Source organism: Leptotrichia sp. oral taxon 223 (genome assembly GCF_013394795.1).
Lineage (GTDB): Bacteria > Fusobacteriota > Fusobacteriia > Fusobacteriales > Leptotrichiaceae > Leptotrichia.
This window is the reverse complement of sequence record NZ_JABXYU010000001.1, coordinates 1,135,552-1,160,881: the sequence shown is the minus strand read 5'-3', so window position 1 is coordinate 1,160,881 and position 25,330 is coordinate 1,135,552. Positions and strand designations below refer to the sequence as shown.

Sequence of the window (25,330 nt, the reverse complement as noted above, 5' to 3'; positions counted from 1 at the left end):
AAACAGGAGGGAAGATGAATTTAGAAGCATTATTTGGACTTTTACAAGGACAGGATTTAGGAAAATTGACAGAACAGATAGGAGGAAGCAGCACGCAAGTAAAAAATGGAGTAGCGGCAGCCTTGCCTGCAATATTGGCAGCAGTCAATAAAAATGCAAACAACAGTGAAAAAGCGGAAGGATTGAACAATGCGTTAAATCAGCACGACGGTTCTTCAGTATTAAATAATCTTGGAAGTTATTTGCAAAATCCTGATTTAAAGGATGGTGCAGGAATTTTAGGACATTTGTTTGGAAATAATACACAAAATGTAGCAAACGCCGTTTCACAGTCAAGCGGACTTGATAACCAAGGAAGCATGAAAATCTTACAAACATTGGCTCCACTTGTATTAGGAGCATTGGGACAGCAAAAAAAAGAAAATAATCTGGATGCACAAGGAATCGGAAACTTAACTTCAAACCTTGCATCAAACTTCACAGGTGAAGGTGGAATTATGAGCACAATTACAAACATGCTCGATGCAAATAAAGATGGAAACGTAGTGGACGATGTAATGGGATTAGTTGGGAAATTTTTTGGCGGTAAAAAATAGAAAGTGTAAAAAATAAGTATGAAATTAGGCAAAGGGACTATTTTATTTTTAAAGTTATCTCATAAAAGCCTAATTTTTTTTGATTTTTATATAAATTTTTAGTTATTAAGGATGGTAAATAATGAAATTTTTGATGATTGGAATTGGTGGGGGAATTGGGGCGATTCTTCGGTATTTGATTAGTGCTGTGCCTCTGAAAGTGAGTTTTCCTGTACAGACTTTTGTTACGAATGTTTTGGGCGCAATTTTGATTGGGGTTGTTGTTGAGGTGGTGGCTGGGAAGCAGGTTTCACAGAATTGGAGTTTATTCTGGAGAGTGGGGATTTGTGGAGGATTTACGACGTTTTCTACATTTTCGCTGGAAACGTATAACTTGATTGAGAAGGGGAACACTTGGATTGCATTGGGATATGCGGTTTTGAGCGTTGTGCTGTCAGTTGTGGGGGTTTTTATTGGAAGAGGGGTTGTTAGAGCGGCATAAAAAGTGTAATGTAAAAAATTGGAATATTTTTATTAATTTTTGGTATGAAAAAACTTGAATATTTAGTGAAGGAGTTAATATGGATAAGGAGCATTCAATAGAAAATACGAAAAAATATGCGATACTGGAGGTTATGTTCTTTAACGGATATTCAGTAGGGATGCAGAGTTTTGTGCTTTTGAGCTTGGCGATTTATTTTAATATGAGTTCTTTTTTTATATCAATTGTATCATCATTGCCAACAGCAGGATATTTGCTGCAGATATTTACTAAGCGGGTAAATCTTCTGCTTGGAAGCAGGAAAAGGACGATGGTAATAGCGGCGACTGTTTCAAGGCTGGTTATTTGTGTTATGCCTTTTGCTGTTCTTTTTGATATAAGAAGGCAGGAAGTCTATTTTGCGGTAATGCTTATTTACGCTCTTGTTTCGCCTTTTTCAAATAACGTCTGGACAGCTGTGATGACGAAGATTATTGATAAAAAGGAAAGGGGGAAATATTTTGGGAAACGTAATTTGTTTTCATCGTTATCTACTGTGGTTTACACTTTGTTTTATGGATATGTCTTATCAATGCCAGACAGGAAAAATGCAATGCTTATCTTGACAACGGCAATGTCACTTTCGGCAATAGGTTCAGCAATATTTATGTGTCTTCATTATGTTCCTGATTCAGAAAGCAATATAAAAAAAGTGAGCATAAAGACAGCATTTAAAAATAAAAATTTTGTCGTTTATTTAAAATTTGCTTCTGTGTGGCTGTTTACATGGGAATTTCTAAAGCCAATGACAGAATATTATAGAATCAAAGTGCTTGGAGTAAATACAATGTTTATTTCCCAAATGGGAGTTCTAACAGCGATATTGTCAAGCATACTTTATCTAGTTTATGGAAAATTGTCTGATAAATACGGAAACAAGACAATGTTAAGAATGGGAATATTTTTTACAACATATTACGTGCTTACCTATTTTTCAATGACTCAGGACAATAAAATGTCAATGCTTTTTGCAGCCGCAGTAATTGATGCGATAGGATTTACAGCGATAACATTAAGTTTACTGAATCTGATGATGGAAGTTTCAGGCGAGCCTGCTGATGCTTATGTGGGAGCTTATGCGATGGTTTCAGGGCTTTCAGCAATATTGGCAGGATTGTTTGGTGGAATACTGGGAAAATTTATAAATAATGGGGTAATTTATATTTTCGGAGAACAATTTTACACAATAAGATTTGCCTTTGTTATAGGATTTATTTTAAGATTGTTTTCATTGCTGGAATTGACGAGAGTTTATTCGTTTGAGAAAACATTTGTGTACGCTGGGGGAAGCAGCCGTATAAAAAGCATGTTTTCAAAAATAATGTTCTCAGGCTCAAGATACGTTATTCATTCTAATAAAGGAAAAAATGAGGATTTTGATGAACAAAATGTGGATAAGGAAGAGAATGTTAATGGTAAATCTGATGAAAGTAGGGAAGAGTTATAATTAATTTGTAGACAGTTATAGGAGTAAAAAGTTGTAGAAATTGAGTAGCATAGTAAGGAGTCAAGACCCCCTTGTCAAAGAGTGTAGAAAAACAAGGAAATTAAATATTAAAAAATATTGTGTTTATCGGAATTTTCAGACTTTTACAAATGAGTAAAAGTTTTGTGGAATAGGAGAATTTTATGAAAAAGATTTTAGAAAAAATTGGGAAAGATGAGTTGTTGGAGTATTCACGTTTAGGAGATAAATTTTCTGTTGGAAATTATATTGGAAGTAGTAATGATTTTCATATTTTTACATCAATTAATCCATATGGAAAATACGAAGGTTATAAATTTTTAAAAGAAGAAGAAGAATTGAAAAGATTAGGAAGAAATAAGTGGTATTTAGAATTAATGAAGGAGAAAATACGAGAAAGAACTTTAAATAAAGGGAAAACTGTTATTTTAAGAAAAGATAATTTTTTTGAACATTTATTTGAATATTTTATAAAAAATAAAATAAGATTGCAAATTTCTTATGATAGAGATTGGAATAACAATGGCTATTTAATTAAAAATTCAGATGAATTTTTTTGGTTTCATTTTTGTGATGAAAAAGATGAAAACGAAGAAGAAATTATAAAAAAATATGGAGTAAAAATTATAAGAGCAGGAAAAAACGTTATAAAAGATATTATTGTAGAAGATAGCGAAATTAAAAAAAATAAATTGATAAAAGTTTATGATTTGGACGATGTTTTAGGTGATATTATTTTTCAAGATAATAATTATATTTTGATTTATGAGAAGGATTTATTTTTTGGCGATTATAAATTTACGATATTAAAAATGTCTGATATTGAAGAAATTAACGATAGAATGAATTTAATAGAAACAAAAGATATAAATTTAGAAGAAATTTTTCCAAATATTGTAAAAATGAAAATAGAAGAAGTTTTGAAAAAGTGCTTTGAAAATAAAATATTAGTGCATTTTGAGTATGAGAAATCATATTCTGAAAAATTTGGGATAATTGAAAGATTTGATAATGAGAAAATAATTTTAAAAGAAATAGATAAAATGACGGGAATTTTTATTTCTAAATCGGAAATATTGGTTGAAGATGTTTCATTTTTGTTTGTGAGAAATTGCAAAGTTTTGGGAATTGAGAAGTAAAATTTATGAAAAAAGGCTTTGTTCTTTATTGAATGGAGTCTTCTTTTATTTTTGTTATGTTTTATATGATTTCAAAAATTTCAGAAACGTTGTAAACAAATATCAAAAATGATATAATTTAAAAATAAATTTAAATAAAAATAATTTGATAAATAATGGAGAAAAGGAAAGGAAATTTAATGAGTTTAGTTCAGTTTAATAAGGTATATAAGCAATTTGCAGGGGAATATATTTTGAGAGATGTTAATTTTACGATTGAAGAAAGAGATAAGATTGGGCTTGTGGGGGTAAATGGAGCTGGGAAGTCTACAATTATCAGGATGCTTTTGGGGGAAGAGCGGATTGATGGGAATGAGAATAATCTTAATGAGTTTGGGGAAATTGTGAAAAGTGGGGCTACAAAAATTGGGTATTTGGCACAGAATACGGAGTTTTCGGATGAAAAAAATACGATTTACGAGGAAATGATGACTATTTTTGAGGAAGAGAGAAAAATCTGGGACGAGATTCAGAAGGTTAATATGCTTTTGGGAACAGCGAACGAAGATGAAATGGAAAAGCTGATTAATAAATCTGCTGAACTTTCTTCTATTTACGAGGCAAAAAATGGTTATGAGATTGAATACAAGATTAAACAGGTGCTTACAGGGCTTGAGCTTACTGGAGAATATGAGAATTTGTTATTGCAGGATTTGAGTGGTGGAGAAAGAACACGTGTTTCACTTGCAAAACTGCTTTTGTCTGAACCTGACTTGCTGATTCTTGACGAGCCGACAAACCATCTGGACTTGATTTCGATTGAGTGGCTTGAGGATTATTTGAAAAAGTATAATAAGGCGTTTTTGCTTGTTTCTCACGATAGAATATTTTTGGATAATGTCTGTACAAAAATTTTTGAGTTGGAAAATAAAAAATTGCATAAGTATGACGGAAATTTTTCGTCGTTTATTCTTCAAAAAGAGATGATTTTGAAGGGCGAAATTAAGCGGTATGAGAAGGAGCAGGAAAAAATTAAGAAAATGGAGGAATATATTGACAGATTTCGAGCTGGAATAAAGGCAAGACAGGCGAAAGGACGACAAAAAATACTGGATAGAATCGAGAGAATGGAAGATCCTGTATTTAATCCGCAAAGAATGAGGCTAAAATTTGAAGCGGCTAAAATGAGCGGAGAAAATGTATTGAAAGTTAGAAATTTGTCTAAAAGCTTTGACGGGAAAAAAGTTTTGAATAATATAAATTTTGAGCTTTTCCGTGGAGAAAGAGTTGGAATTATTGGAAAAAATGGAATTGGGAAATCTACACTTCTAAAAATACTTTTGGATAAGTTGCCAAAGGATACAGGGGAAATTGAATTTGGAACAAGGCTAAAAATCGGATATTATGATCAGAATCATCAGGAATTTTCACAGGAAAGCACAATTTTACAGGAAATAAATAATTCACTTGATTTGACGGAAGAATACTTGCGAACACTTGCAGGTGGATTTTTGTTTTCAGGAGATGATGTGCAGAAAAAAATCAGTATGCTAAGCGGTGGAGAAAGAGTTCGTGTGGCATTTTTGAAACTTTATATGGAAAAAGCCAACTTTTTGATTTTAGATGAACCGACGAACCATCTGGATGTTTATTCCATCGAAGTGCTGGAGGACGCTTTAGAGGATTTTGACGGAACAATGCTTGTTGTTTCCCACAACAGACACTTTTTAGACACAATCTGCAACACAATTTACTGCCTTGACGAAAACGGACTTACAAAATTCAAAGGAAATTACGAAGACTACAAAGAAAGCCTAAAAACAGCAAAATCAGCTTCTCAAGGAACAGACCTCGAAACGAAGGAAGAGAAAAAACTTTCATATCAGGAGCAAAAGGAACAGTCAAGAAAAATCGCAAAATTGAAACGTGATATTGAAAAACTGGAAAAGGAAATGGAAAAAATTACAGAAATGAGAGAAAACTTGAATACAGAATATGAAAAGGCTGGAAAAGAAAACAATATGGAAAAACTGATGGAAGTGCAGGAAAAGCTGGACAAACTGGAAGAAGAAGAGATGGAGAAGATGGAAGAGTGGGATGTGAAGAGTGGGGAGTTGGAAAATTTAGAATAAATTTTAATTGATATAAAATAAAAAATTGTAAAAAATAAAGTATTAATCGGAGTTTATAAATTTTTATCGATGGTTAAAAAACGAGAGGAGAAAAGTGAATTATATAGGATCAAAATATTCTCTAATAGATTTTTTAGTTCAGTCAGTAGAAGATTTTACAAAATTTAAGACATTTGAAGATAAGAAATTTTGTGATATTTTTTCTGGAACTTCTATTGTGGGAATGGAATTTAAAAAAAGAGGATGTAAAGTTATAGCAAATGATATTCAGTATTATAGTTATGTTTTGGCAAAACACTTTATTGAAAATAATTGTAAAATACAGGACAAATATTCAAAAGAATTTAATGAACTTAAAGGAAAAGAAGGATTTATATTTCAAAATTACTGTATGGGTTCAGGAAGTGAAAGAAATTATTTTTCAGATATTAATGGAAAAAAGTGTGATGAAATAAGGGAGAGAATTGAAAATTTAAAAGTTAAAAATTTAATAAAAGAAGAAGAATATTATTTTTATTTAGCAAGTTTGATAAATTCTATTGATAAGTATGCAAATACAGCTTCTGTTTATGGTGCATTTTTGAAACATATAAAAAAATCTGCACAAAAAGAATTAATTTTTGAGTGTTTGCCAACAATAATTGGAAAACGTAAAGGCAAAGCATATAACGAAGATGCTAATTTATTAATAAAAAAAATAAAAGGTGATATTTTGTATTTAGATCCACCGTATAATAGCAGACAATATTCTGCTAATTATCATATTTTAGAAACTGTTGCGAAAAATGATAATCCAGAAATAAAAGGAAAAACAGGACTTAGAGTAGATAATGTTAAATCAAAATGGTGTTCTAAGAGAACAGTAAAAGAAGTATTTGATGATTTAATAAAAAATTCAAAGTTTAAGTATATTTTTTTGAGCTATAATAATGAAGGACTTATGTCATTTGATGAAATTGAGCAAATTTTAGGAAAATATGGCAAGTATAAATTGTATTCGCAGGAATATAAGAGATTTAGAGCTGACAAGGCACATTTAAGAAATCATAAAGCGGATAAAACAATAGAATACTTACATTGTTTAGAAAAAAAATAAAAGGTTTGGGGGAGAAAAATGAGTGAATATAATGATTTAGATATGAAAAAATGGAAAGAATATGAAGAAATAAATACAGATTCCTTGTGGATAATAAAAAAGAGGGATAATACAGGTACTCATAGTGGAGATTATCATGGAAATTTTGTACCACAGATACCAAGACAATTAATGTTGAGATATACAAAAAAAGGAGATTATATTTTAGATCCTTTTTTGGGAAGTGGAACGACACTTATTGAGGCAAATAGAATGGGTAGAAATGGTATAGGAATTGAATTACAAAAAGAAGTTTTAGAAAATACAAAAAATAAATTGATTTTAGAAAAAGATGATAATACAAAAATGTTTATTAAGGTAGGAGACAGTGAAAATGTAAATATCAATAAAATATTGCAAAAATGTAAAATAGAAAAAGTACAATTTGTAATATTTCATCCGCCTTATTGGGATATAATAAAATTTTCAGAAGATAAAAGAGATTTATCAAATTCAAAAACTTTAGAAATTTTTTTGGAAAAAATGTCAAAAATAATTGATAATACTTGTAAATATCTTGAGAAAGATAGATATTGTGCAGTTGTTATTGGAGATAAATATCAAAATGGAGAAATAATTCCGATTGGCTTTAAAGTTATGAATTTATTTTTAGAAAAAAATTTCAAAATGAAAGCAATTATTGTAAAAAATTTTGAAGAAACAAAAGGTAAATTTAATCAAAAGGCAATTTGGCGATATAGAGCATTGGCAAATGATTTTTATATTTTTAAGCATGAGTATATAATGGTATTTAAAAAGATAAAATAAAAATTATCTTTTTGCAATTAAACCAGCTTTTAAAAGTCCATTAAAATTGAATCGAAATTTAAAATTATCTCTATTATTGTGTATTTGAAATTCACCTATTGAAATTTTTTTGTATTTTATTGTATTGCTTTCATTCCAATTTTCAATAGTTCGTGTAAAGGAAAAATCATTTTTATCCAAAGGTGGTAAGCTTTCTTTAGTTAGACATATACTTTCAGGATTATCAGTAATATTATTATTTTTATCTAGGATATTAAAAAAACAAATTAAATAGTCAGCTTCAAAAAGATGTTCCCAGTAGATTTTTATTAATTTTTCTGGTGAGAAAAAAACTAAATTTTTGAATAATGTTTTTCGATATTCTAAATTTTTAAAATTGTTGTTACAAAAAATTGAATTAGTTATTCCAATATTATATTACGATATTTTTTCAAAAAATGTTCTACTGGAAGGTTGTCCTATTACTTGTGGGGCTGCTTTTCCTAGTTCTTTTTTATTAGATTTCACAGATAATGTTTGATTATTTTCTAATTTAATATCTATTTTATTTTGTTTGGCTGATATTAATTTTACGGGTTTTGGAATAGAATTAATGTTAAAAGTATGTTTGATAATTGAAATTAAACTTTTTTCAATTTCTTCATTTCCACGTTTTCTATAATTTTTATCTACTTTTATTCCAAAATAATCAGAAATAGCAATTTCACAGCAAATTCCAATAGTTTCATTATTTATTCTCATTTTTATCACACTCCAAAAATAATTTATAAGTTTCAATTTCTAGTGCGTCTGCAATTCTCTGTATATTTTCAAGAGAAATACTTCTTTTGTAACATTCTATAGCACTAATATAAGTTCTATGTAAATGAGCTTTTTCTGCAAGTTTTTCTTGAGACAATTGTAATTTTTTTCTGTAAATTTTTACATTGTCTCCAAATACTTTTACAATATCCATAGACACCTCCATTAAAATTTATTATATCAAATTTTTTGTTCTAATTTTGAATACAATAAGTTACTAAAACAAAATATTGTTTAAATGATTTTGTTATGATAAAATAAAAAAGAAATGTTGAAATTAAAAAAAATTATTTATAAAAATAAAAAACAATTTTATGAAAGCAGGAAAAGCAAATGGTAAATAATAAATACATTTGGGAAAATGAAAGTGACAAAATTTTAAAAAGGTTAGTTTCACAAGATAATGAAGAATTTTTGAGTAAAAAAAGGGCAAAAGAGTTATTTGATAATGGGATATTGAAAAAAATTCAAGTGGGAACTTTTGAAGGCTTGAAGGAAATACATAGGTATTTGTTTCAGGAATGTTATGGAACTGCAGGAAAAATACGGGAACATGATATTCGGAAAGGCGATACTGTGTTTTGTCGTGCGATGTATCTTGAAGATAATTTAAAGACAGTTTCTAAAATGCCTGAAAATACTTTTGAAGAAATAATTGAAAAATATGTTGAGATGAATATAATGCATCCGTTTTATGAGGGAAATGGAAGAACGACTAGGATTTGGCTGGATCAGATGTTGATAAGAAGTCTTGGAATGTGTGTAAATTGGCAAAATATCAGTAGAAATAATTATTTATCAGCAATGAAAAGAAGTGTGGTTAATGATTTGGAACTAAAGATGCTTTTGAAAGAGAATTTGACGGAAGATGTGGAAAGTAGAGATATATTTATGAATGGTATTAATCAGTCTTATGAATATGAGAATATGAGGAAATATGATGTGATAAATATATGAGTAAATGTTTGAAACTATACTGATTTGCAAAAGGAGGTTTGAATGAAAAAGCGGTTATTGAAAATATTAATGCTATTATTTTTAATTAGGAATTTAACATTTTCAGAATATGTTGTGAAAGACGGGAAAGTTTTTTATGATGGTAAGGAAGTTTTGAGAGCAGATATAGGAAGTTTTAGGATTTTGAATAATAAAATTGCTGTTGATAGTCAGAATATATATTTTTTAGGAAGCAGAACGATAAAATCTGAAAAAAATGCTTATGATACATCAGAACCTGTTTACAAACTTTCAAGTGATTCAGGAAAATTGAAAATAGATAAAGAAGAATACGATATAAAAAAATTTAAATTAATTTCAAGTAATGTAAAAAATAGTAATTTTTATTTTCTAAAATATGATAAAAAAATATATGTTGTATATGGGTATAATCATAGCGTTTTTTTTAGTGAAATATTAAATGTAGATTATGAAACTTTTGAGAGCGTGTCTAAAAATTTAGTAAAGGATAAAAATAAAGTTTATTTTGTTAACTCGTTTACAGCAGATTCACATAATAGATATTTAATTGATTTTGGAATAAAAGAAATAAAGGGAATTACTCCTAAAAATTTTAAAGTTATTGCAGATAATTTAAGATATAATTTAATATTTACTGAAAATAATGGGAAATTATATTTTTTAAATCTTTATCCGTTAGTTAAATACGAATTTACATTTGAAGAATTATCCCAAATGGACAATAAAACGTTTAAACCTTTTGATTACAAATTTATAAAAGATAAAAACAATGTTTATTATTTATATGGATATGATAAATTTATAAAATTTGAAGAGGCAGATGCAAAGACATTTGAAGTTATTGGGAACGGCTATGCAAGGGATAAAAGCAATATTTATTTTTTGTATCCAAATTTGGAATATATAATGCCAATAAAAATGGAGGCAGATAGAAAGTCGTTTAATTTGATTAAAGTTGGAGAAGATTATACATTTTATGCGAGAGATAAGAAAAACATTTATTGTGATGGCAGAATATTAGAAGGTGCAGATTACAAGACATTCAGAATTTTTAAAGAAAAAGATGAAAATGGAAAAGAAGTTGTGAAAATAAAAGATAAAAATCATGAATATGATGAAAATTGTCGGATAAAAGATAAAAATAAGTTTTAGAAAAATATAACATAGATTGTATAATATATTGCGACAAACTAAAAAAATAATGAGCGTTATATTGGACATATTTACATTGAATGATAAAAATAGATTTTGAATTGATAATGTTTAAGATAATGGATAAAATCGTAAATATAACAGCGAGTGCAGGAGAAAAGAGAAATAATAAGTTGAGATGGCAGGAGTAGAAGATAAAATATGGAAATATTAATATCGGTATTAATCGTAGTTATTGGAATTGTAATTTTGATAATAATGAATTTTAGAAATCGTAAAAAAATGTATGAATTTGATGATTTTTCGAGAAAAGAAGAAAACAGGGAAAATGAAGAGGAATCAGATAATGTGGATAGATTTGGGCATAGGGTTGTTTCAATAGATGATATTGTTGAAGTGGATTATTCACAAAATTATGAAGGAAATGAAGAAGAAAGAAATGAAGAGTATCAGAAAAGTATTTTTTTTGCACATCAAAGTATAATTCTGGGAAATTTTGAGAGGGCGAAGAAAGAGCTGGAAAGAGCAGCAGGATTGAAGATGAGAGGGAATTATGAGCTGGGTAAATTTTATTATTATTGTAAAAAGGATATACAAAATGCGATTAATATGTTCAATTTTGCGTATAATGATGGAGTAAAAGAAGCAGCTTATTATCTTGGAATGATTGAAGAGGGAGCGGAAAATGATGGACTTGCACAGGACTGGTATAACGAGGGTGCAAAAAATGGCGAAATTAATTCGATAATTAGGCTAGGAAAAATTGCTGAAGAAAAGAAGGATTATGAAGAAGCAGAAAGTATTTATTTAAAAATTGCTGATACAAAAAATGCTGAATTAATATACAATCTTGTAAGAATTTACTTTAAGCAGAATAAAAGAGAAAAAATACTAGAATGGCAGGAAAAATTGTTAAATGAAAAGCAAATTATGGGATTGAATTCTGAAATAATCAAGAATATTGAATTTATGCTCGGAAATGAAAAAGACAGAAAATACGTGGAACTGATTAATCAGGGAAATGAACTTTTGGAAAAGAAAGATTATGGAAATGCTCAAAAATTGTTTCTTGAAGCAACACAGTATAATGAAAGAGGATATTTGTTACTTGCAAAATCATATTATGTTGCAGGTAATGGAGAAAAAGCCAAAGATATGTATGGAAAGGCATACTCTCTGGGAGTGAAAGAGGCGGCTTATGAACTTGGGAAATATTTTGATACGGTTGAAGAAAATGAGAAAGAAGCTGAAAAATGGTATAAAATTGGGCAGGAACTGGGAAATGCAAAATCTATTTATGAACTTGGGATACTTTATGAATGCAGTAAAGAATTTGGAAAAAGTGAAGAGGAAGCATACAAGATATATGAAAAAGCTGCTAATATGAAATATGCTTCTGCAATTAGTGATATGATATATTACAATAATAGACAGGAAAATGGAAACAAATCAAAGGAATGGGCATTTAAAATATTAAATGAAACAGGATTGATTGAACTTAGGAGAGAAGCAATAAGAGATGCACAGGATTTTCTGGAAGAAATGGGAGAATATACGGGCAATAAAATTTCAGAAAAAAATTATGAAATTGAATACGATAACGATTTGATATATTTTATAGAAAAAAATTCTAAAGGCAGAAATATAAAGGAAGAAACTTATAAAAGAAAAAAGTCAAATTTCTGGATGATATTTGGAATTGTAATTTTTATACTGCGGCTGATTATAAAATGTTCAGAGTATTAATTTATGAAAAATAAAGTGGGAATTGTAGTCAATCCACTTAAAAATGAGAATAAAAATATGTAAAAAGAAACTTTCTAGTTATGTTTTAAACTAAAATTGCCATATTTTTTTAAAATAGGAAAGGAGGTATCGAAATGAAAAAAATAAATTTAATAATTTTATTGATAAATTTTGGAATTGTGATTATTTCAAATGCTGCAACAAATAGCAAAAAAGGCTGTTATATTCCGAAGGGTGAACTGACTTGCGTAACGGATATAACAACTGAAACTGGAAAGAAAAAATTAAATGAGATGAAAAAACAAAAATCAGAACTTTTTGAAAAATCACAAGAAAGTTTGAAAAATGGCAGATTTGGAAATAAAACTGTTGGATTTATTGATTTTCCAAGAGGATGGAAAATGTTTGTAGATGCAGATTCAGGTAAAACAACTATGCAAATTACAAGAGATGGATTTGATATTTACACGCTTGATATAATTTATTTGAATAATAAAAATAATAATTTGATAGATTTAGTAGATGAAGTGACAAAAAACCAATATAATGGACTTTTGAATGCTGGGCATACAAGAGATAACCTTGAAATGAGGAATATTATAATAAATGGGTATAAAGGTAAACAGGTAAAAGTTAAAAGAATTTCTGGAAAGAGTTGGATAAGTAACTATATTGGATATAATGGAAAGATTTATTTAATAAGTGTTGAAGGTTCGCCTCAAAATGTAAATGAAATGCAAAAAAACGTTGAAAGAAGCTGGAATCCCTTGAAATAATAGACAATATAAAAAAACAGTCAAACAAAGAATCCTGAATAAAACTTTGTTTGACTGAATTTTTTTACTTAGCCTATTCATTTTGCAACGTTTAAACGTTCAGCATGGTGAGAATTTTCATGTAAATGATGCTTGTAGTTAAATAATAATGCTGTACAGATAATAGTAACAACACTTGCGATTAAAATACCATAAAATTCAATAGTGTGAACAGGCACATTCTTAAAAAATCTTACAAAGCCTTCTGGAGCAATTACAATATAGGTTGTAACAACCATTGTCATAAACATTGAAGGAATTAATGCGAATAAGAATGATTTTCCTTTTTTAACAAGCCATACTGTTGCAGTCCATAATGAAACCGCCGCCAAAGTTTGATTTGCCCATGCAAAATATCTCCAAATAACGTTAAAGTCGATAGTTGTTAAATAAATACCAATGATAAATAAAGGTATTGCGATTAAAAATCTATTTTTTATTGGACTTTGCTTAATTTTGAAAATGTCGGCAATAATTAACCGTGAACCTCTAAAGGCAGTATCTCCCGAAGTAATAGGACAAGCAACAACACCTAGTACAGCTAGAAACGCCCCAAATACACCAAGCAACTGAATAGATGCCTTATTTACAACAACCGCAGGAGTTCCGGCAGCGGCAAGTTCTTTAATTCCACCAAACACAGTCATCGCAGCGGCAGCCCATACCAACGCAACAACACCTTCTGCAATCATAGCGCCATAAAAAACTTTTCTTCCTTCAGTTTCATTTTTTAAGCAACGTGCAACCATTGGGGATTGAGTAGCGTGGAACCCGCTTACTGCACCGCAGGCTATTGAAATAAATAAGTAGGGAAACATTGAAGTTCCTTTAGGATGCGGATTTCCTTTAAAAATTTCAGTAATTTCAGGAATTGCAAAAGCACCTTTAAATTGTCCGTAAATTAACATTGTCCCAATACCAATCGCCATAAATAATAATGCAAAACCAAAGATTGGGTAAATTTTGGCAATGATTTTATCAAGTGGGAGAATTGTCGCCAAAATGTAATAAGCAATTATAATAATTGTAAAAGTCATGGCGCTTACGCCTGGAATCAAATTATGAAGAATGTCGGCAGGCGATTTTATAAATACTACTCCAACTAAAAGAAGCAATACAATTGAAAAAACTCTCATAATCTGCTGCATTACAACGCCCAGATTTTGTCCTACGAGTTCACCAATGCTGCTCCCCTTGTCTCTAAGTGAAAGCATTCCAATCAAGAAATCGTGAACTGCCCCTCCAAATATACATCCAAAAACAATCCACAAAAATGCGGCTGGCCCCCACAAAGCCCCTGCGATAGCTCCAAAAATTGGTCCTGTTCCCGCAATATTCAGAAATTGAATCAAAAATGCTTTTGGAGTGCTAACTTGCACATAGTCAACACCATCGTAGTATTCGATTGAAGGCGGTATTCTGTCAGGTTCTATTCCAAAAACTTTTTCTACAAATTTACTGTAAAATGCATAACCTAAAATAAGAGCAACTATTGCTAAAATGAAAGAAATCATAATGAAAACCTCCTATAAATTTAAATGTTTATTTACTGTATAAAAATTTTTAAAATCATTCTGTTAATAATATGATAGCCTGATTTTGAAAAAAAACAAGTGTATTTTTTAAAAATTTAATTAAAATATAATTGCCAATTACAAAATTATATGCTAAACTTGAAATGAAAAAGAAATGTTAGGAGGAAAATTATGACAGAAGGAATGATCAATATAATGAAAAAAGTAATGTCAATGCTGATAATAAGTGCAGCGGCAGTTGTTCCAGTAAAAGCTGAGGCTGGCAGCGGGAGTGCAGCTAGAAGTAATAGTGGAGAATTAATCTGCATAGATCCAGGACATCAGCTTAAAGGAAATCCAGGGCTTGAAGAAGTTGCACCAGGTTCATCAAAGAAAAAGCCAAAAGTTTCATCTGGGACAAGAGGAGTAGCAACAAAAAAATATGAATATCAGCTTACACTTGAAGTTGGATTGAAATTAAGAAAAGCATTGCAAGATAAAGGTTACAAGGTATTTATGGTACGTGAAACACATGATGTGAATATCAGTAATAAGGAGCGTGCAATCAAGACAAATAACGCAGGATGTACTCTTTATATAAGACTTCACGCTGATGGAATCAACAATTCCTCAACACAGGGAGCCACAGTTTTGACTTCTTCACCAAAAAATCCATACACAAAAAGTGTCCAAAAATCCAGCGACAAATTTTCACGTGACATATTATCAGAATACGTAAAAGCGACAGGAGCCAAAAACCGTGGAGTATCCTACCGTGACGACTTGACAGGAACAAACTGGTCCAAAGTTACAAATACGCTGATTGAATTTGGATTTATGTCAAATCCAGAAGAGGACAGAAAAATGTCAACACCGGAATATCAGGAAAAGATGGTAAATGGAATGGTAAACGGTATTGAAAAATATTTAAGAGAAAAATAATTTTAATGATTTGAAATAGAATTATAAAATAAAGTGCCTTGAAAATTTAGATGGGTACTTTATTTTTTTATTGAAGAGGTTGGATGAATATTATATAATAGAAAAAATGTAGTAAAATTAAAGAAGGAATTTTATACTATTTCTCATTTTAAATAGTAGAAATCAGAAAATTTACGGGATTAAAACTTTTTTTACAAGATTATACTATTATACAATCTATTAACTATTAAAATATCCTTTAATTAAATTTTATCGTCAAGTATCCATCTTAAAGACTTTTATAATTTTATTTATAAGTATTATGATTAATAATAGTTTTTTATATTTTTTATTCAATTTTTTTGTAACGTAAGGGCATCAGACGCCATGCCCTTACAACCCCGCTTACGCAAAACTTTCTTATAAAGAAAAAATAAAACTCGCTTCGTAAAACTACGCTCAGACAGTTATTTTTCCTTTAACGAAATTTTGCTTATTTAGTATTTTTAAAATGTAAAAGCCTAAAACTTAAATATGATAATCTTTATGATTTAATATAGAATGTCGTGATTTTTTTGGAATGAAAACGATTGTCTGAGCGTCAGCGAGTTTCGTTTTTGTTTCAAAAAAATGCTTAGACGAGCCAGGGTTGCAAGGGAAATGGCGACTGATTTCCCTTGCTTATATAAAAAGAAAAAACATAAAATTATGAAAAACATATATTAACAATAAGCAGTTTTTCAAATTCTGAATAAGAATCTCTTATATGGATACTTAAGAATTAAATTTGATTTTTTTTAATAAGGCTATCAAATTAATTGTTATAGAATTTTATTTCTATTTTTTAAATAGGGTTTAGTATGAATTTATCCCTTTTGAAAATGATTTTAGAGTTAATATTTATAGAAAAGGTTATAATACTGTTAAAACTACCCAAGGTAGTACCCAAGATAAAACTAACACTATCCAAGCTATTTCCGAAAAAGAAAAATTAGATATAAAAAATCTTACAGAAACAGATAAAACGATAATAAACACAATAATAAATAATCCTGAAATGTCTCAGAAACAGATAGCTGATAATCTAAACTGGACAGTAAATAAAGTAAAATATTACATGAAAAAGTTTAAGCAAAAGAATATTTTAAGGTATGAAGGAACAAGCCAGAATGGAAAATGGGAAATTCAGGAAGAGAATTTAAAATATTTTTTGAAATGAAAACCGCTTTGAAAATTATCGAATAAAAATCTTTTTATAGCCCTTGACAAAAGGGCTTTTATAGTATAAAATAGTTAGGTTAGAACTCATAACTAAATTTTGAAAAATATATTATTTATAAAATAATGTATTTTGAAGTGAATTTTAGAGTAAATCGATATACTTAAAATAAGTATGCGCTTATGTTTGATAAGGTAATTTGCAAAAAAGCAAAAAATTAGGAAAATTAAGAACTTTGTCAAATGCAGCTTTATCAAATGTAGATTGAAGAAATGAGCTTTATAAAAAGTTTTAGTTTTGAAATATAACGCGAGAATAAATATATAAATCAAAGAAATTTGAGAGGAGGAAAACAGATGCCTACTATTAATCAATTAGTAAGATTTGGTAGAAGTACAACTGAGAAAAAGAAAAAATCACCTGCATTAAAAGGTAATCCACAAAAAAGAGGGGTTTGTGTAAGAGTATATACAACTACACCTAAAAAACCTAACTCAGCCTTAAGAAAGGTAGCAAGGGTTAAATTAGTAAATGGAATCGAAGTTACTGCTTATATTCCAGGAATCGGACACAACTTGCAAGAACATAGTATCGTTCTTTTAAGAGGAGGAAGAACAAAAGATTTGCCAGGGGTTAGATATAAAATAATCAGAGGAGCATTGGATACAGCAGGAGTTGTAAACAGAAAACAAGGTAGATCAAGATACGGAGCGAAAAAAGGGTAATTAATTTTTAAAAAAGTAAGGAGGACAATTAAGTGTCAAGAAGAAGAAGAGCGGAAAGAAGAGATGTATTACCAGATTCTCAATTTAACGATAAAGTAGTAACTAAATTCATTAACGGATTAATGAAAGATGGGAAAAAATCATTAGCTGAGCATATTTTTTATTCAGCATTGCAACAAATAACTGAAGAAACTCAAGAAGAAGGAATTGAAGTATTCAGAAGAGCAATGGAAAACGTAAGACCTCAATTGGAAGTAAGATCTAGAAGAATCGGAGGGGCAACTTACCAAGTACCAGTTGAAGTAAGAAAAGAAAGACAGCAAACTCTAGCAATCAGATGGCTAGTTAGATATACAAGAGAAAGAAAAGAATACGGAATGGTAAACAAATTGAAAAAAGAATTGATTGCAGCTGCCAACAATGAAGGTGGATCAATTAAGAAAAAAGAAGATACATATAAAATGGCTGAAGCAAACAGAGCATTCGCACATTATAAATGGTAATCTGATTTATTTGAAAACAATTATCGAGTATTTAATAAAGTTTATATTTTTACAAAATTCATTTTTTCAGAACTGGATTTATAAAAATATTGTTTCAAATTTTAAACATACTTCTTAAACAGGAAGTAGCTTACAAAAACAAGGAGGAAAAATTAAATGGCAAGAAAAGTTGCTTTGAAAGATACTAGAAACATTGGTATCATGGCACATATAGACGCCGGAAAAACAACTACAACTGAAAGAATCTTGTTTTATACAGGAGTAAACCATAAAATCGGAGAAGTTCACGAAGGAGCTGCTACGATGGACTATATGGAACAGGAACAGGAAAGAGGAATCACAATTACATCAGCTGCAACAACAGCATTCTGGAACGGACACAGAATTAATATAATAGATACACCAGGCCACGTTGACTTTACAGTTGAAGTAGAAAGATCGCTAAGGGTACTAGATGGGTCTGTTGCAGTGTTTTCAGCAGTTGACGGAGTTCAGCCGCAATCAGAAACTGTTTGGAGACAGGCAGATAAGTATAATGTACCAAGAATGGCATTTTTAAATAAAATGGACAGAGTCGGAGCAGACTTTAACATGTGTGTAAACGACATTAAAGAAAAATTAGGCGGGAATGGCGTGCCAATCCAATTGCCTATTGGTGCAGAAGATAATTTTGAAGGAATTATCGACTTGGTAACAATGAAAGAATACTTATTTAAAGATGAAACTATGGGGGCAGACTATGAAGTTGTTGATGTTAGAGCTGAATTGTTAGATGATGCTCAAGCAGCAAGAGAACATATGATTGAATCTGTAGTTGAAACTGATGATGACTTGATGGAAAAATACTTTGGTGGAGAAGAAATCACTGAAGAAGAAATCAAAAAAGCATTAAGAGTTGCTACAATCGCAGGGACAATTGTACCTGTGCTATGTGGAACAGCATTCAAAAATAAAGGGATTCAACCATTGCTTGATGCAGTAGTTGCCTACATGCCATCACCACTAGACATTAACGGTGGAAAAATTAATGGAACGGACCCTAAAACTGAAGAACCTATTCAAAGAGAAATGGGAGATGAAGCGCCATTCTCAGCATTGGCGTTCAAAATTATTACAGATCCGTTTGTTGGAAGATTATCATTCTTCAGAGTTTATTCAGGGGTGCTAGAAAAAGGATCTTATGTATTAAACTCTACTAAAGGTAAAAAAGAAAGAATGGGAAGATTGCTTCAAATGCACGCTAACAAAAGAGAAGAACTTGATATAGTTTACTCTGGAGATATAGCTGCGGCAGTTGGATTAAAAGATACTACAACAGGAGATACATTGTGTGCTGAAAATGCTCCGATTATCCTAGAAAAAATGGAATTCCCTGATACAGTTATCCAAATCGCAGTAGAACCAAAAACTAAAGCCGATCAGGAAAAAATGGGAACAGCCCTTGCAAAACTTGCAGAAGAAGATCCTACATTCAAAGTATCAACTAACCAGGAAACTGGACAAACATTGATTTCAGGAATGGGAGAACTGCACTTGGAAATCATTGTAGACAGAATGAAACGTGAATTTAAAGTGGAGGCAAATGTAGGTAAACCACAAGTTGCTTATAGAGAAACAATCAATGGTGCAACAGATGTTGAAGAAAAATATGCTAAACAATCTGGAGGACGTGGACAATATGGACATGTTAAGATGAAAGTTGAAGCTAATCATGGAAAAGGATATGAATTTGTTAACCAAATTACTGGAGGAGCTATTCCAAGAGAATATATTCCAGCGGTAGACAAAGGAATTCAGGAAGCATTGGAAGCAGGAGTGGTTGCAGGATATCCTGTTCAAGATATAAAAGTTACATTGTATGACGGATCTTACCATGAAGTCGATTCATCAGAAATGGCATTTAAAATAGCAGGTTCAATGGCAGTTAAAAAAGGGCTTAGAGCGGCTAATCCAGTATTGTTGGAACCAATCTTCAAAGTAGAAGTTACTACACCGGAAGAATACATGGGAGACGTAATTGGAGATTTGAATGCAAGACGTGGACAAGTTTCGGGAATGACTGACAGAAACAATGCAAAAATTATTAATGCAGAAGTGCCTTTATCGCAAATGTTCGGTTACGCAACTGATTTGAGATCGAAAACACAAGGAAGAGCATCTTATTCAATGGAATTTGAAAAATATGTAGAAGTTCCAAAAAATATTGCTCAGCAAGTAATTGATGAAAGACAAGGAAAATAGTAAAAACTTAAAAGAATAAAATTTAAGCAACAATAAAAAATTTAAAAAATAAAGAAATAACGGAGGAATTATAAAAATGGCAAAAGCTAAATTTGAAAGAAATAAACCACATGTAAACATAGGAACAATCGGACACGTAGATCACGGAAAAACTACTTTGACAGCGGCAATCTCAAAAGTGCTGTCTGACAAGGGGCTGGCTGAAAAAGTTGATTTTGAAAACATCGATCAGGCTCCTGAAGAAAGAGAAAGAGGAATTACAATCAACACAGCGCACATTGAGTATGAAACAGACAAAAGACACTATGCCCACGTTGACTGCCCAGGCCATGCGGACTATGTAAAGAACATGATTACAGGGGCAGCGCAAATGGACGGAGCAATCCTGGTAGTATCAGCGGCTGACGGGCCAATGCCTCAGACAAGAGAACATATCCTGCTTGCAAGACAAGTAGGGGTGCCTTACATTGTAGTATTCTTAAACAAAGTTGACATGGTAGACGATGACGAGTTATTAGAGCTGGTTGAAATGGAAGTAAGGGAACTGCTTAATGAATATGATTTCCCAGGAGATGACGTTCCAATAATAGCTGGATCAGCATTAGGGGCATTAAATGGTGAAGCAAAATGGGTAGAAAAGATTATGGAATTGATGGATGCAGTTGACGAATATATCCCGACACCAGAAAGACCGGTTGACCAACCATTCCTTATGCCAATTGAAGATGTATTTACAATTACAGGAAGAGGGACAGTAGTAACAGGAAGAGTGGAAAGAGGAGTAATCAAGGTTGGTGAAGAAGTGGAAATCGTAGGAATCAAACCGACTTCAAGAACAACTGTAACAGGAGTGGAAATGTTCAGAAAACTGTTGGATTCAGGACAGGCTGGAGACAATATCGGAGCATTGTTAAGAGGAACTAAGAAAGAAGAAGTGGAAAGAGGACAAGTGCTTGCTAAGCCAGGAACAATCACTCCACATACAGGATTTAAGTCAGAAGTATACGTACTTACAAAAGACGAAGGTGGAAGACATACACCATTCTTTACAGGATACAAACCACAATTCTATTTCAGAACTACTGACATCACAGGAGAAGTAAACTTGCCGGAAGGTGTGGAAATGGTAATGCCTGGAGATAACATCGAAATGACAGTGGAATTAATTCACCCAATCGCAATGGAAGAAGGATTGAGATTTGCGATAAGAGAAGGTGGAAGAACAGTAGCTTCAGGAGTAGTAGCAACTATTACTAAATAGTTTTCTGTAAAAACTTCCTTAAAATAAAAATAATTATTGCAGACAAGTAAAATATTTGTTATAATATTTAGAAATGTAATAGAAAATAGTTCACAAATGTTAAGTAAAGGAGAGATTAGATTTTAATAATCTAATTTCTCTGTTTACTAAGATAAACAAAGAAATAAACAGGAGGAAAGACTTTGGATAAAATAAGAATATATTTACAATCTTATGATCACAAGCTGTTGGATCAATCTGCTAAAAAAATTGCAGAAGTAGCTAAGAAAAATGGTTCAGAATTAGCAGGGCCGCTTCCGTTGCCTACAAAAACTAAAAAATATACAGTTTTAAGATCAGTTCACGTAAATAAAGATTCAAGAGAACAATTTGAAATGAGAATTCACAGAAGATTTGTCGAAATCAAAAATTCAAATCAACAAATCGTAAATGCATTAGCATCATTAAACTTGCCATCAGGTGTGGGAGTTGAAATTAAGCAATCGTAAGGCTTAGTACAAGTTGGCATTTATAAAGCTGTCAACCAATATATTAAGGAGGAAAAATAAAAAATGATATTAGGTAAAAAAATCGGAATGACTCAAATTTTCGAAAATGAAAAATTAATTCCAGTTACAGTAATCGAAGCAGGAACTAACTTCATTACACAAATTAAAACTGAGGAAAAAGAAGGATATAACGCTATTACATTAGCATATGGAGATAAAAAAGAAAAAAACACTACTAAACCATTATTAGGTGTATTTAAAAAAGCAGGAGTTACTCCAAAAAGATTTCTTAAGGAATTTAAGGTGGCTAATCCAGCTGACTTTACATTAGGACAAGAAATCAAGGTAGACGTATTGGAAGGTATCGAATTTGTTGATATTTCTGGAACTTCAAAAGGTAAAGGGACTGCAGGGGTTATGAAAAGACATAACTTTGGTGGAAACAGAGCTTCACACGGGGTTTCAAGAAACCATAGACTTGGAGGTTCTAACGCAGGAGGAGCCGCATCAAACAGTAACGTGCCAAAAGGTAAAAAAATGGCTGGAAGACTTGGAGCTGAAAAAGTGACAGTTCAAAACTTGCAAGTTATTAAATTTGATGTGGAAAACAGTCTTTTATTAGTAAAAGGTGCTGTTCCAGGACCAAAAAATGGTTACTTAGTTATCAAAAAATCGGTAAAGAAATATTAATAGGAAAGAGAGGAGGATAACATGCCAGTTTTAAATATATATAAATTAGACGGTTCACAAGCAGGAACTATTGAAGTAAATAACGACATATTTGGAATCGAGCCAAATAAACACGTAATGCACGAAGTTTTAGTAGCAGAATTAGCTGAAGCCAGACAAGGATCTGCCTCAACAAAAACAAGAGCAGAAGTAAGAGGTGGAGGAAGAAAACCTTTTAGACAAAAAGGAACAGGAAGAGCTAGACAAGGATCTACAAGAGCGCCACACATGGTAGGTGGAGGAGTAGTTCACGGACCAAAACCAAGAAGCTATGCTAAAAAAGTAAATAAAAAAGTTAGAAAATTAGCTTTAAAATCAGCTTTAGCAACAAAAATTAGCGAAGGAAATGTAATCGTATTAGATGATTTTACATTGGAAACACCAAAAACAAAAACATTTATTAATTTTGCAAAAGCATTGAACTTTGACGGAGTAAAACAATTATATGTAACAAATGACGATGCTGATAATATAGATAGAGATTATTTCTTATATTTATCAACTAGAAATATTGAAAAAGTTGCGGCAATTAATACAAGAGATTTAAGCATCTACTGGTTAATCAAACAAGACAAAGTGATCTTGACTAAAGAAGCTCTTGCAACTATCGAGGAGGTGCTAGCATAATGCATATTACTGATATTATCAAAAAACCTGTAATTAATACAGAAAAAGCAAGAAATTTACTGGAAAATAATGAATACGTTTTCATAGTAGACAGAAGAGCAAACAAGCTTCAAATTAAAGATGCAATTGAAAAACTGTTTAATGTAAAAGTTCAAGGTGTAAATACTTTGAACATTAAATCAAAAAACAAAAGATTCAGAATGTCAATGTATAAAACAGCTGCTATCAAAAAAGCAATTGTTAAGTTGAAAGATGGAGAAACTATCGCAGCTTATGAAGGATAAGACGAATCACAAAAACCATAACATCTATTTCTCGGGGATTTCCCCGAAAAATAATTTTTAGAAAAAGTAAAAATAACTGTATTTTTTTGTAGAAATTATTTAGTAAAAATGCTATAATAGATAAGTTATGTAAAATTATAGAGATTATTTGAAAATTTTTTTGAATAATTGTGCAAATAAAGAGAAATAGGAAGAGAGGGAACATAAGTTATGCCAATAAAAAAATTAAAACCGATGACTAGTGGGACACGGCATATGTCGATATTAGTTAATAAGGACTTAGATAAGGTTAGACCTGAAAAATCTTTAGTTGAACCATTAAATTCATCTTATGGAATTGACAACTATGGACATAGAACAGGCAGAAACAGACATAAAGGACACAAAAGACTATACAGGGTAATTGACTGGAAACGAAATAAAATCGGAGTGCCTGCAAAAGTTGCAACTCTTGAATATGATCCAAACAGAACTGCAAACATCGCATTGCTACACTATGCTGATGGAGAAAAAAGATATATCCTAGCTCCAAACGGACTTAAAAAAGGTGATACTGTAATAGCGGGAGAAAATGCAGACATCAAACCAGGAAATGCTCTAAAATTAAAAGACTTGCCAATAGGGACAGTTATTCACAATGTAGAACTTATGCCTGGTAAAGGTGGACAGTTGGCAAGATCGGCAGGAACAGCTGCAAGACTTATTGCAAAAGAAGGAACTTACTGCCACGTGGAATTACCATCTGGAGAATTAAGACTTATTCATAAGGAATGTATGGCTACAATCGGAACAGTAGGAAATTCTGAACATTCACTAGTGTCGTTAGGAAAAGCTGGAAGAAATAGACACTTAGGAAGAAAACCTCATGTTAGAGGATCTGTAATGAACCCTGTGGATCACCCACATGGAGGAGGAGAAGGAAGATCTCCAATTGGTAGAAAATCACCAGTTACACCTTGGGGTAAACCTACACTTGGTAAGAAAACTAGAGGTAAAAAGCTTAGTGATAAATTCATCGTTAGAAGAAGAAAAAAATAGTAGTTTAAAAATAAAGGAAATATCAATTTTGATAATACAATTTTTAGATGAAAAACGCAGAAATGGACTGTGCCAGTTAAGCAGCCTGATAAAATATCTGAACAGAAGCTTGACTGAATATAAAAATATTGCTTGATACATTGAATTAAATAATTAAGGATTTAGGCAATAACTAATTAAGATGAGATGTATTAAGTAACATTTCTCGATTTAAAAAATGAAATAAGGAGGAAAGAATGGCTCGTTCATTAAAAAAAGGACCTTTTGTTGATGCATATTTATTAAAAAAAATAGAAGCATTGGGAGGTAAAAAACAAGTTATTAAAACATGGTCTAGAAGATCAACTATATTCCCTCAATTTATTGGACATACTTTTGCCGTATATAATGGTAAAAAACATATACCCGTATATGTGACTGAGGAAATGGTTGGACATAAATTAGGTGAATTTGCACCAACTAGAACTTTCTACGGACATGGAAAAGACGCTAAAAAAGTTAAAAAATAATTAGAATAACCGATAGACATACATTGATGAAAGGAGAGGACTTTG

At 31.0% G+C, this 25,330-nt stretch carries 26 protein-coding genes; 23 read left to right on the top strand and 3 right to left on the bottom strand.

The window, feature by feature from the left end; genetic code table 11:
- Positions 1 to 14 precede the first annotated feature (14 nt).
- The 7 genes from HW275_RS05770 to HW275_RS05740 all read left to right on the top strand — a co-directional run bounded on the left by HW275_RS05770 (position 15) and on the right by HW275_RS05740 (position 7,734).
- The gene (locus HW275_RS05770; RefSeq protein ID WP_178935643.1) at positions 15 to 596 is read left to right on the top strand and encodes a DUF937 domain-containing protein; all 582 of its coding nucleotides are present in this window, start codon (positions 15 to 17) and stop codon (positions 594 to 596) included.
- 121 nt (positions 597 to 717) lie between these two features.
- Positions 718 to 1,077, top strand: a complete 360-nt coding sequence (crcB, locus tag HW275_RS05765) for a fluoride efflux transporter CrcB (RefSeq protein WP_178935642.1) — start codon at positions 718 to 720, stop codon at positions 1,075 to 1,077.
- Between the two features lie 79 nt (positions 1,078 to 1,156).
- Positions 1,157 to 2,563 carry an MFS transporter gene (locus HW275_RS05760; protein ID WP_178935641.1) on the top strand — a complete coding sequence of 469 codons (1,407 nt, stop codon included), beginning with the start codon at positions 1,157 to 1,159 and terminating at the stop codon, positions 2,561 to 2,563.
- 182 nt (positions 2,564 to 2,745) lie between these two features.
- A complete protein-coding gene (locus HW275_RS05755) occupies positions 2,746 to 3,720 on the top strand; it encodes a transposase (protein WP_178935640.1) in 975 nt (324 codons plus the stop codon).
- A gap of 179 nt (positions 3,721 to 3,899) precedes the next feature.
- Positions 3,900 to 5,831, top strand: a complete 1,932-nt coding sequence (locus HW275_RS05750; RefSeq protein ID WP_178935639.1) for an ABC-F family ATP-binding cassette domain-containing protein — start codon at positions 3,900 to 3,902, stop codon at positions 5,829 to 5,831.
- Between the two features lie 94 nt (positions 5,832 to 5,925).
- Entirely contained in the window at positions 5,926 to 6,927 is a 1,002-nt protein-coding gene (locus tag HW275_RS05745) for a DNA adenine methylase (RefSeq protein ID WP_178935638.1), read from the top strand.
- An 18-nt stretch (positions 6,928 to 6,945) separates the two neighbouring features.
- Positions 6,946 to 7,734 (top strand): TRM11 family methyltransferase, encoded by a 789-nt coding sequence (locus HW275_RS05740; protein ID WP_178935637.1) that lies wholly within the window; start codon positions 6,946 to 6,948, stop codon positions 7,732 to 7,734.
- A 417-nt stretch (positions 7,735 to 8,151) separates the two neighbouring features.
- On the opposite strand, the gene HW275_RS05735 is transcribed toward HW275_RS05740, so the two are convergent.
- Together HW275_RS05735 and HW275_RS05730 are read right to left on the bottom strand one after the other, a co-directional pair.
- Entirely contained in the window at positions 8,152 to 8,475 is a 324-nt protein-coding gene (locus HW275_RS05735; protein WP_178935636.1) for a hypothetical protein, read from the bottom strand.
- Positions 8,462 to 8,689 carry a helix-turn-helix domain-containing protein gene (locus HW275_RS05730; RefSeq protein ID WP_178935635.1) on the bottom strand — a complete coding sequence of 76 codons (228 nt, stop codon included), beginning with the start codon at positions 8,687 to 8,689 and terminating at the stop codon, positions 8,462 to 8,464. Before HW275_RS05730 ends, HW275_RS05735 begins: the two co-directional genes overlap by 14 nt.
- Positions 8,690 to 8,868: 179 nt before the next feature.
- On the opposite strand from HW275_RS05730, the gene fic reads away from it, so the two are divergent.
- From fic to HW275_RS05710, 4 genes are all read left to right on the top strand, one after another.
- Complete coding sequence (gene fic, locus HW275_RS05725) at positions 8,869 to 9,492, top strand: protein adenylyltransferase Fic (RefSeq protein WP_178935634.1); 624 nt, start codon at positions 8,869 to 8,871, stop codon at positions 9,490 to 9,492.
- 42 nt (positions 9,493 to 9,534) lie between these two features.
- Positions 9,535 to 10,665: a DKNYY domain-containing protein gene (locus HW275_RS05720; protein WP_178935633.1), complete on the top strand. Its 1,131-nt coding sequence runs from the start codon at positions 9,535 to 9,537 to the stop codon at positions 10,663 to 10,665.
- A 201-nt stretch (positions 10,666 to 10,866) separates the two neighbouring features.
- Complete coding sequence (locus HW275_RS05715; protein WP_178935632.1) at positions 10,867 to 12,411, top strand: sel1 repeat family protein; 1,545 nt, start codon at positions 10,867 to 10,869, stop codon at positions 12,409 to 12,411.
- A gap of 134 nt (positions 12,412 to 12,545) precedes the next feature.
- Positions 12,546 to 13,187 (top strand): hypothetical protein, encoded by a 642-nt coding sequence (locus tag HW275_RS05710; RefSeq protein ID WP_178935631.1) that lies wholly within the window; start codon positions 12,546 to 12,548, stop codon positions 13,185 to 13,187.
- 77 nt (positions 13,188 to 13,264) lie between these two features.
- On the opposite strand, the gene HW275_RS05705 is transcribed toward HW275_RS05710, so the two are convergent.
- Positions 13,265 to 14,740: a carbon starvation protein A gene (locus tag HW275_RS05705; protein WP_178935630.1), complete on the bottom strand. Its 1,476-nt coding sequence runs from the start codon at positions 14,738 to 14,740 to the stop codon at positions 13,265 to 13,267.
- Positions 14,741 to 14,956: 216 nt separating this feature from the next.
- Here HW275_RS05705 and HW275_RS05700 point away from each other — a divergent pair, with 216 nt between their 5' ends.
- The 12 genes from HW275_RS05700 (at position 14,957) to rpsS (ending at position 25,285) form a co-directional block, all read left to right on the top strand.
- On the top strand, positions 14,957 to 15,682 hold the full coding sequence (locus tag HW275_RS05700) for an N-acetylmuramoyl-L-alanine amidase (protein ID WP_178936417.1): 726 nt from the start codon (positions 14,957 to 14,959) through the stop codon (positions 15,680 to 15,682).
- 847 nt (positions 15,683 to 16,529) lie between these two features.
- Complete coding sequence (locus HW275_RS12550) at positions 16,530 to 16,880, top strand: winged helix-turn-helix domain-containing protein (protein WP_370464346.1); 351 nt, start codon at positions 16,530 to 16,532, stop codon at positions 16,878 to 16,880.
- Between the two features lie 356 nt (positions 16,881 to 17,236).
- Complete coding sequence (rpsL, locus tag HW275_RS05690; RefSeq protein ID WP_006806098.1) at positions 17,237 to 17,605, top strand: 30S ribosomal protein S12; 369 nt, start codon at positions 17,237 to 17,239, stop codon at positions 17,603 to 17,605.
- Positions 17,606 to 17,637: 32 nt separating this feature from the next.
- Positions 17,638 to 18,108 (top strand): 30S ribosomal protein S7, encoded by a 471-nt coding sequence (gene rpsG / locus HW275_RS05685; protein ID WP_012806346.1) that lies wholly within the window; start codon positions 17,638 to 17,640, stop codon positions 18,106 to 18,108.
- 156 nt (positions 18,109 to 18,264) lie between these two features.
- Positions 18,265 to 20,349 carry an elongation factor G gene (gene fusA, locus HW275_RS05680; RefSeq protein ID WP_178935629.1) on the top strand — a complete coding sequence of 695 codons (2,085 nt, stop codon included), beginning with the start codon at positions 18,265 to 18,267 and terminating at the stop codon, positions 20,347 to 20,349.
- Between the two features lie 76 nt (positions 20,350 to 20,425).
- On the top strand, positions 20,426 to 21,610 hold the full coding sequence (tuf, locus tag HW275_RS05675) for an elongation factor Tu (protein WP_178935628.1): 1,185 nt from the start codon (positions 20,426 to 20,428) through the stop codon (positions 21,608 to 21,610).
- A gap of 182 nt (positions 21,611 to 21,792) precedes the next feature.
- Positions 21,793 to 22,098 (top strand): 30S ribosomal protein S10, encoded by a 306-nt coding sequence (gene rpsJ, locus HW275_RS05670; protein WP_012806349.1) that lies wholly within the window; start codon positions 21,793 to 21,795, stop codon positions 22,096 to 22,098.
- A 63-nt stretch (positions 22,099 to 22,161) separates the two neighbouring features.
- Positions 22,162 to 22,788 (top strand): 50S ribosomal protein L3, encoded by a 627-nt coding sequence (rplC, locus tag HW275_RS05665; RefSeq protein WP_178935627.1) that lies wholly within the window; start codon positions 22,162 to 22,164, stop codon positions 22,786 to 22,788.
- 21 nt (positions 22,789 to 22,809) lie between these two features.
- The gene (rplD, locus tag HW275_RS05660; RefSeq protein WP_178935626.1) at positions 22,810 to 23,454 is read left to right on the top strand and encodes a 50S ribosomal protein L4; all 645 of its coding nucleotides are present in this window, start codon (positions 22,810 to 22,812) and stop codon (positions 23,452 to 23,454) included.
- The gene (rplW, locus tag HW275_RS05655) at positions 23,454 to 23,738 is read left to right on the top strand and encodes a 50S ribosomal protein L23 (protein WP_178935625.1); all 285 of its coding nucleotides are present in this window, start codon (positions 23,454 to 23,456) and stop codon (positions 23,736 to 23,738) included. Before rplD ends, rplW begins: the two co-directional genes overlap by 1 nt.
- Positions 23,739 to 23,948: 210 nt before the next feature.
- Positions 23,949 to 24,776, top strand: coding sequence for a 50S ribosomal protein L2 (rplB, locus tag HW275_RS05650; RefSeq protein ID WP_178935624.1), 828 nt, complete (start codon positions 23,949 to 23,951; stop codon positions 24,774 to 24,776).
- Between the two features lie 236 nt (positions 24,777 to 25,012).
- Positions 25,013 to 25,285: a 30S ribosomal protein S19 gene (rpsS, locus tag HW275_RS05645; RefSeq protein WP_178935623.1), complete on the top strand. Its 273-nt coding sequence runs from the start codon at positions 25,013 to 25,015 to the stop codon at positions 25,283 to 25,285.
- Positions 25,286 to 25,330: the final 45 nt, after the last annotated feature.

What these genes read in the sequence shown, in the direction of transcription:
- HW275_RS05770 (WP_178935643.1), top strand. Translation starts at nt 15, where the DNA reads ATGAATTTAGAAGCATTATTTGGACTTTTACAAGGACAGGATTTAGGA.
- fusA (WP_178935629.1), top strand. Translation starts at nt 18,265, where the DNA reads ATGGCAAGAAAAGTTGCTTTGAAAGATACTAGAAACATTGGTATCATG.
- rplW (WP_178935625.1), top strand. Translation starts at nt 23,454, where the DNA reads ATGCATATTACTGATATTATCAAAAAACCTGTAATTAATACAGAAAAA.
- rpsL (WP_006806098.1), top strand. Translation starts at nt 17,237, where the DNA reads ATGCCTACTATTAATCAATTAGTAAGATTTGGTAGAAGTACAACTGAG.
- tuf (WP_178935628.1), top strand. Translation starts at nt 20,426, where the DNA reads ATGGCAAAAGCTAAATTTGAAAGAAATAAACCACATGTAAACATAGGA.
- HW275_RS05760 (WP_178935641.1), top strand. Translation starts at nt 1,157, where the DNA reads ATGGATAAGGAGCATTCAATAGAAAATACGAAAAAATATGCGATACTG.
- rplD (WP_178935626.1), top strand. Translation starts at nt 22,810, where the DNA reads ATGCCAGTTTTAAATATATATAAATTAGACGGTTCACAAGCAGGAACT.
- HW275_RS05755 (WP_178935640.1), top strand. Translation starts at nt 2,746, where the DNA reads ATGAAAAAGATTTTAGAAAAAATTGGGAAAGATGAGTTGTTGGAGTAT.
- HW275_RS05700 (WP_178936417.1), top strand. Translation starts at nt 14,957, where the DNA reads ATGAAAAAAGTAATGTCAATGCTGATAATAAGTGCAGCGGCAGTTGTT.
- HW275_RS05730 (WP_178935635.1), bottom strand. Translation starts at nt 8,689, where the DNA reads ATGGATATTGTAAAAGTATTTGGAGACAATGTAAAAATTTACAGAAAA.
- rpsS (WP_178935623.1), top strand. Translation starts at nt 25,013, where the DNA reads ATGGCTCGTTCATTAAAAAAAGGACCTTTTGTTGATGCATATTTATTA.
- HW275_RS05715 (WP_178935632.1), top strand. Translation starts at nt 10,867, where the DNA reads ATGGAAATATTAATATCGGTATTAATCGTAGTTATTGGAATTGTAATT.
- HW275_RS05735 (WP_178935636.1), bottom strand. Translation starts at nt 8,475, where the DNA reads ATGAGAATAAATAATGAAACTATTGGAATTTGCTGTGAAATTGCTATT.
- HW275_RS05720 (WP_178935633.1), top strand. Translation starts at nt 9,535, where the DNA reads ATGAAAAAGCGGTTATTGAAAATATTAATGCTATTATTTTTAATTAGG.
- HW275_RS05740 (WP_178935637.1), top strand. Translation starts at nt 6,946, where the DNA reads ATGAGTGAATATAATGATTTAGATATGAAAAAATGGAAAGAATATGAA.
- HW275_RS05705 (WP_178935630.1), bottom strand. Translation starts at nt 14,740, where the DNA reads ATGATTTCTTTCATTTTAGCAATAGTTGCTCTTATTTTAGGTTATGCA.
- rplB (WP_178935624.1), top strand. Translation starts at nt 23,949, where the DNA reads ATGCCAATAAAAAAATTAAAACCGATGACTAGTGGGACACGGCATATG.
- rplC (WP_178935627.1), top strand. Translation starts at nt 22,162, where the DNA reads ATGATATTAGGTAAAAAAATCGGAATGACTCAAATTTTCGAAAATGAA.
- HW275_RS05750 (WP_178935639.1), top strand. Translation starts at nt 3,900, where the DNA reads ATGAGTTTAGTTCAGTTTAATAAGGTATATAAGCAATTTGCAGGGGAA.
- fic (WP_178935634.1), top strand. Translation starts at nt 8,869, where the DNA reads ATGGTAAATAATAAATACATTTGGGAAAATGAAAGTGACAAAATTTTA.
- HW275_RS05710 (WP_178935631.1), top strand. Translation starts at nt 12,546, where the DNA reads ATGAAAAAAATAAATTTAATAATTTTATTGATAAATTTTGGAATTGTG.
- crcB (WP_178935642.1), top strand. Translation starts at nt 718, where the DNA reads ATGAAATTTTTGATGATTGGAATTGGTGGGGGAATTGGGGCGATTCTT.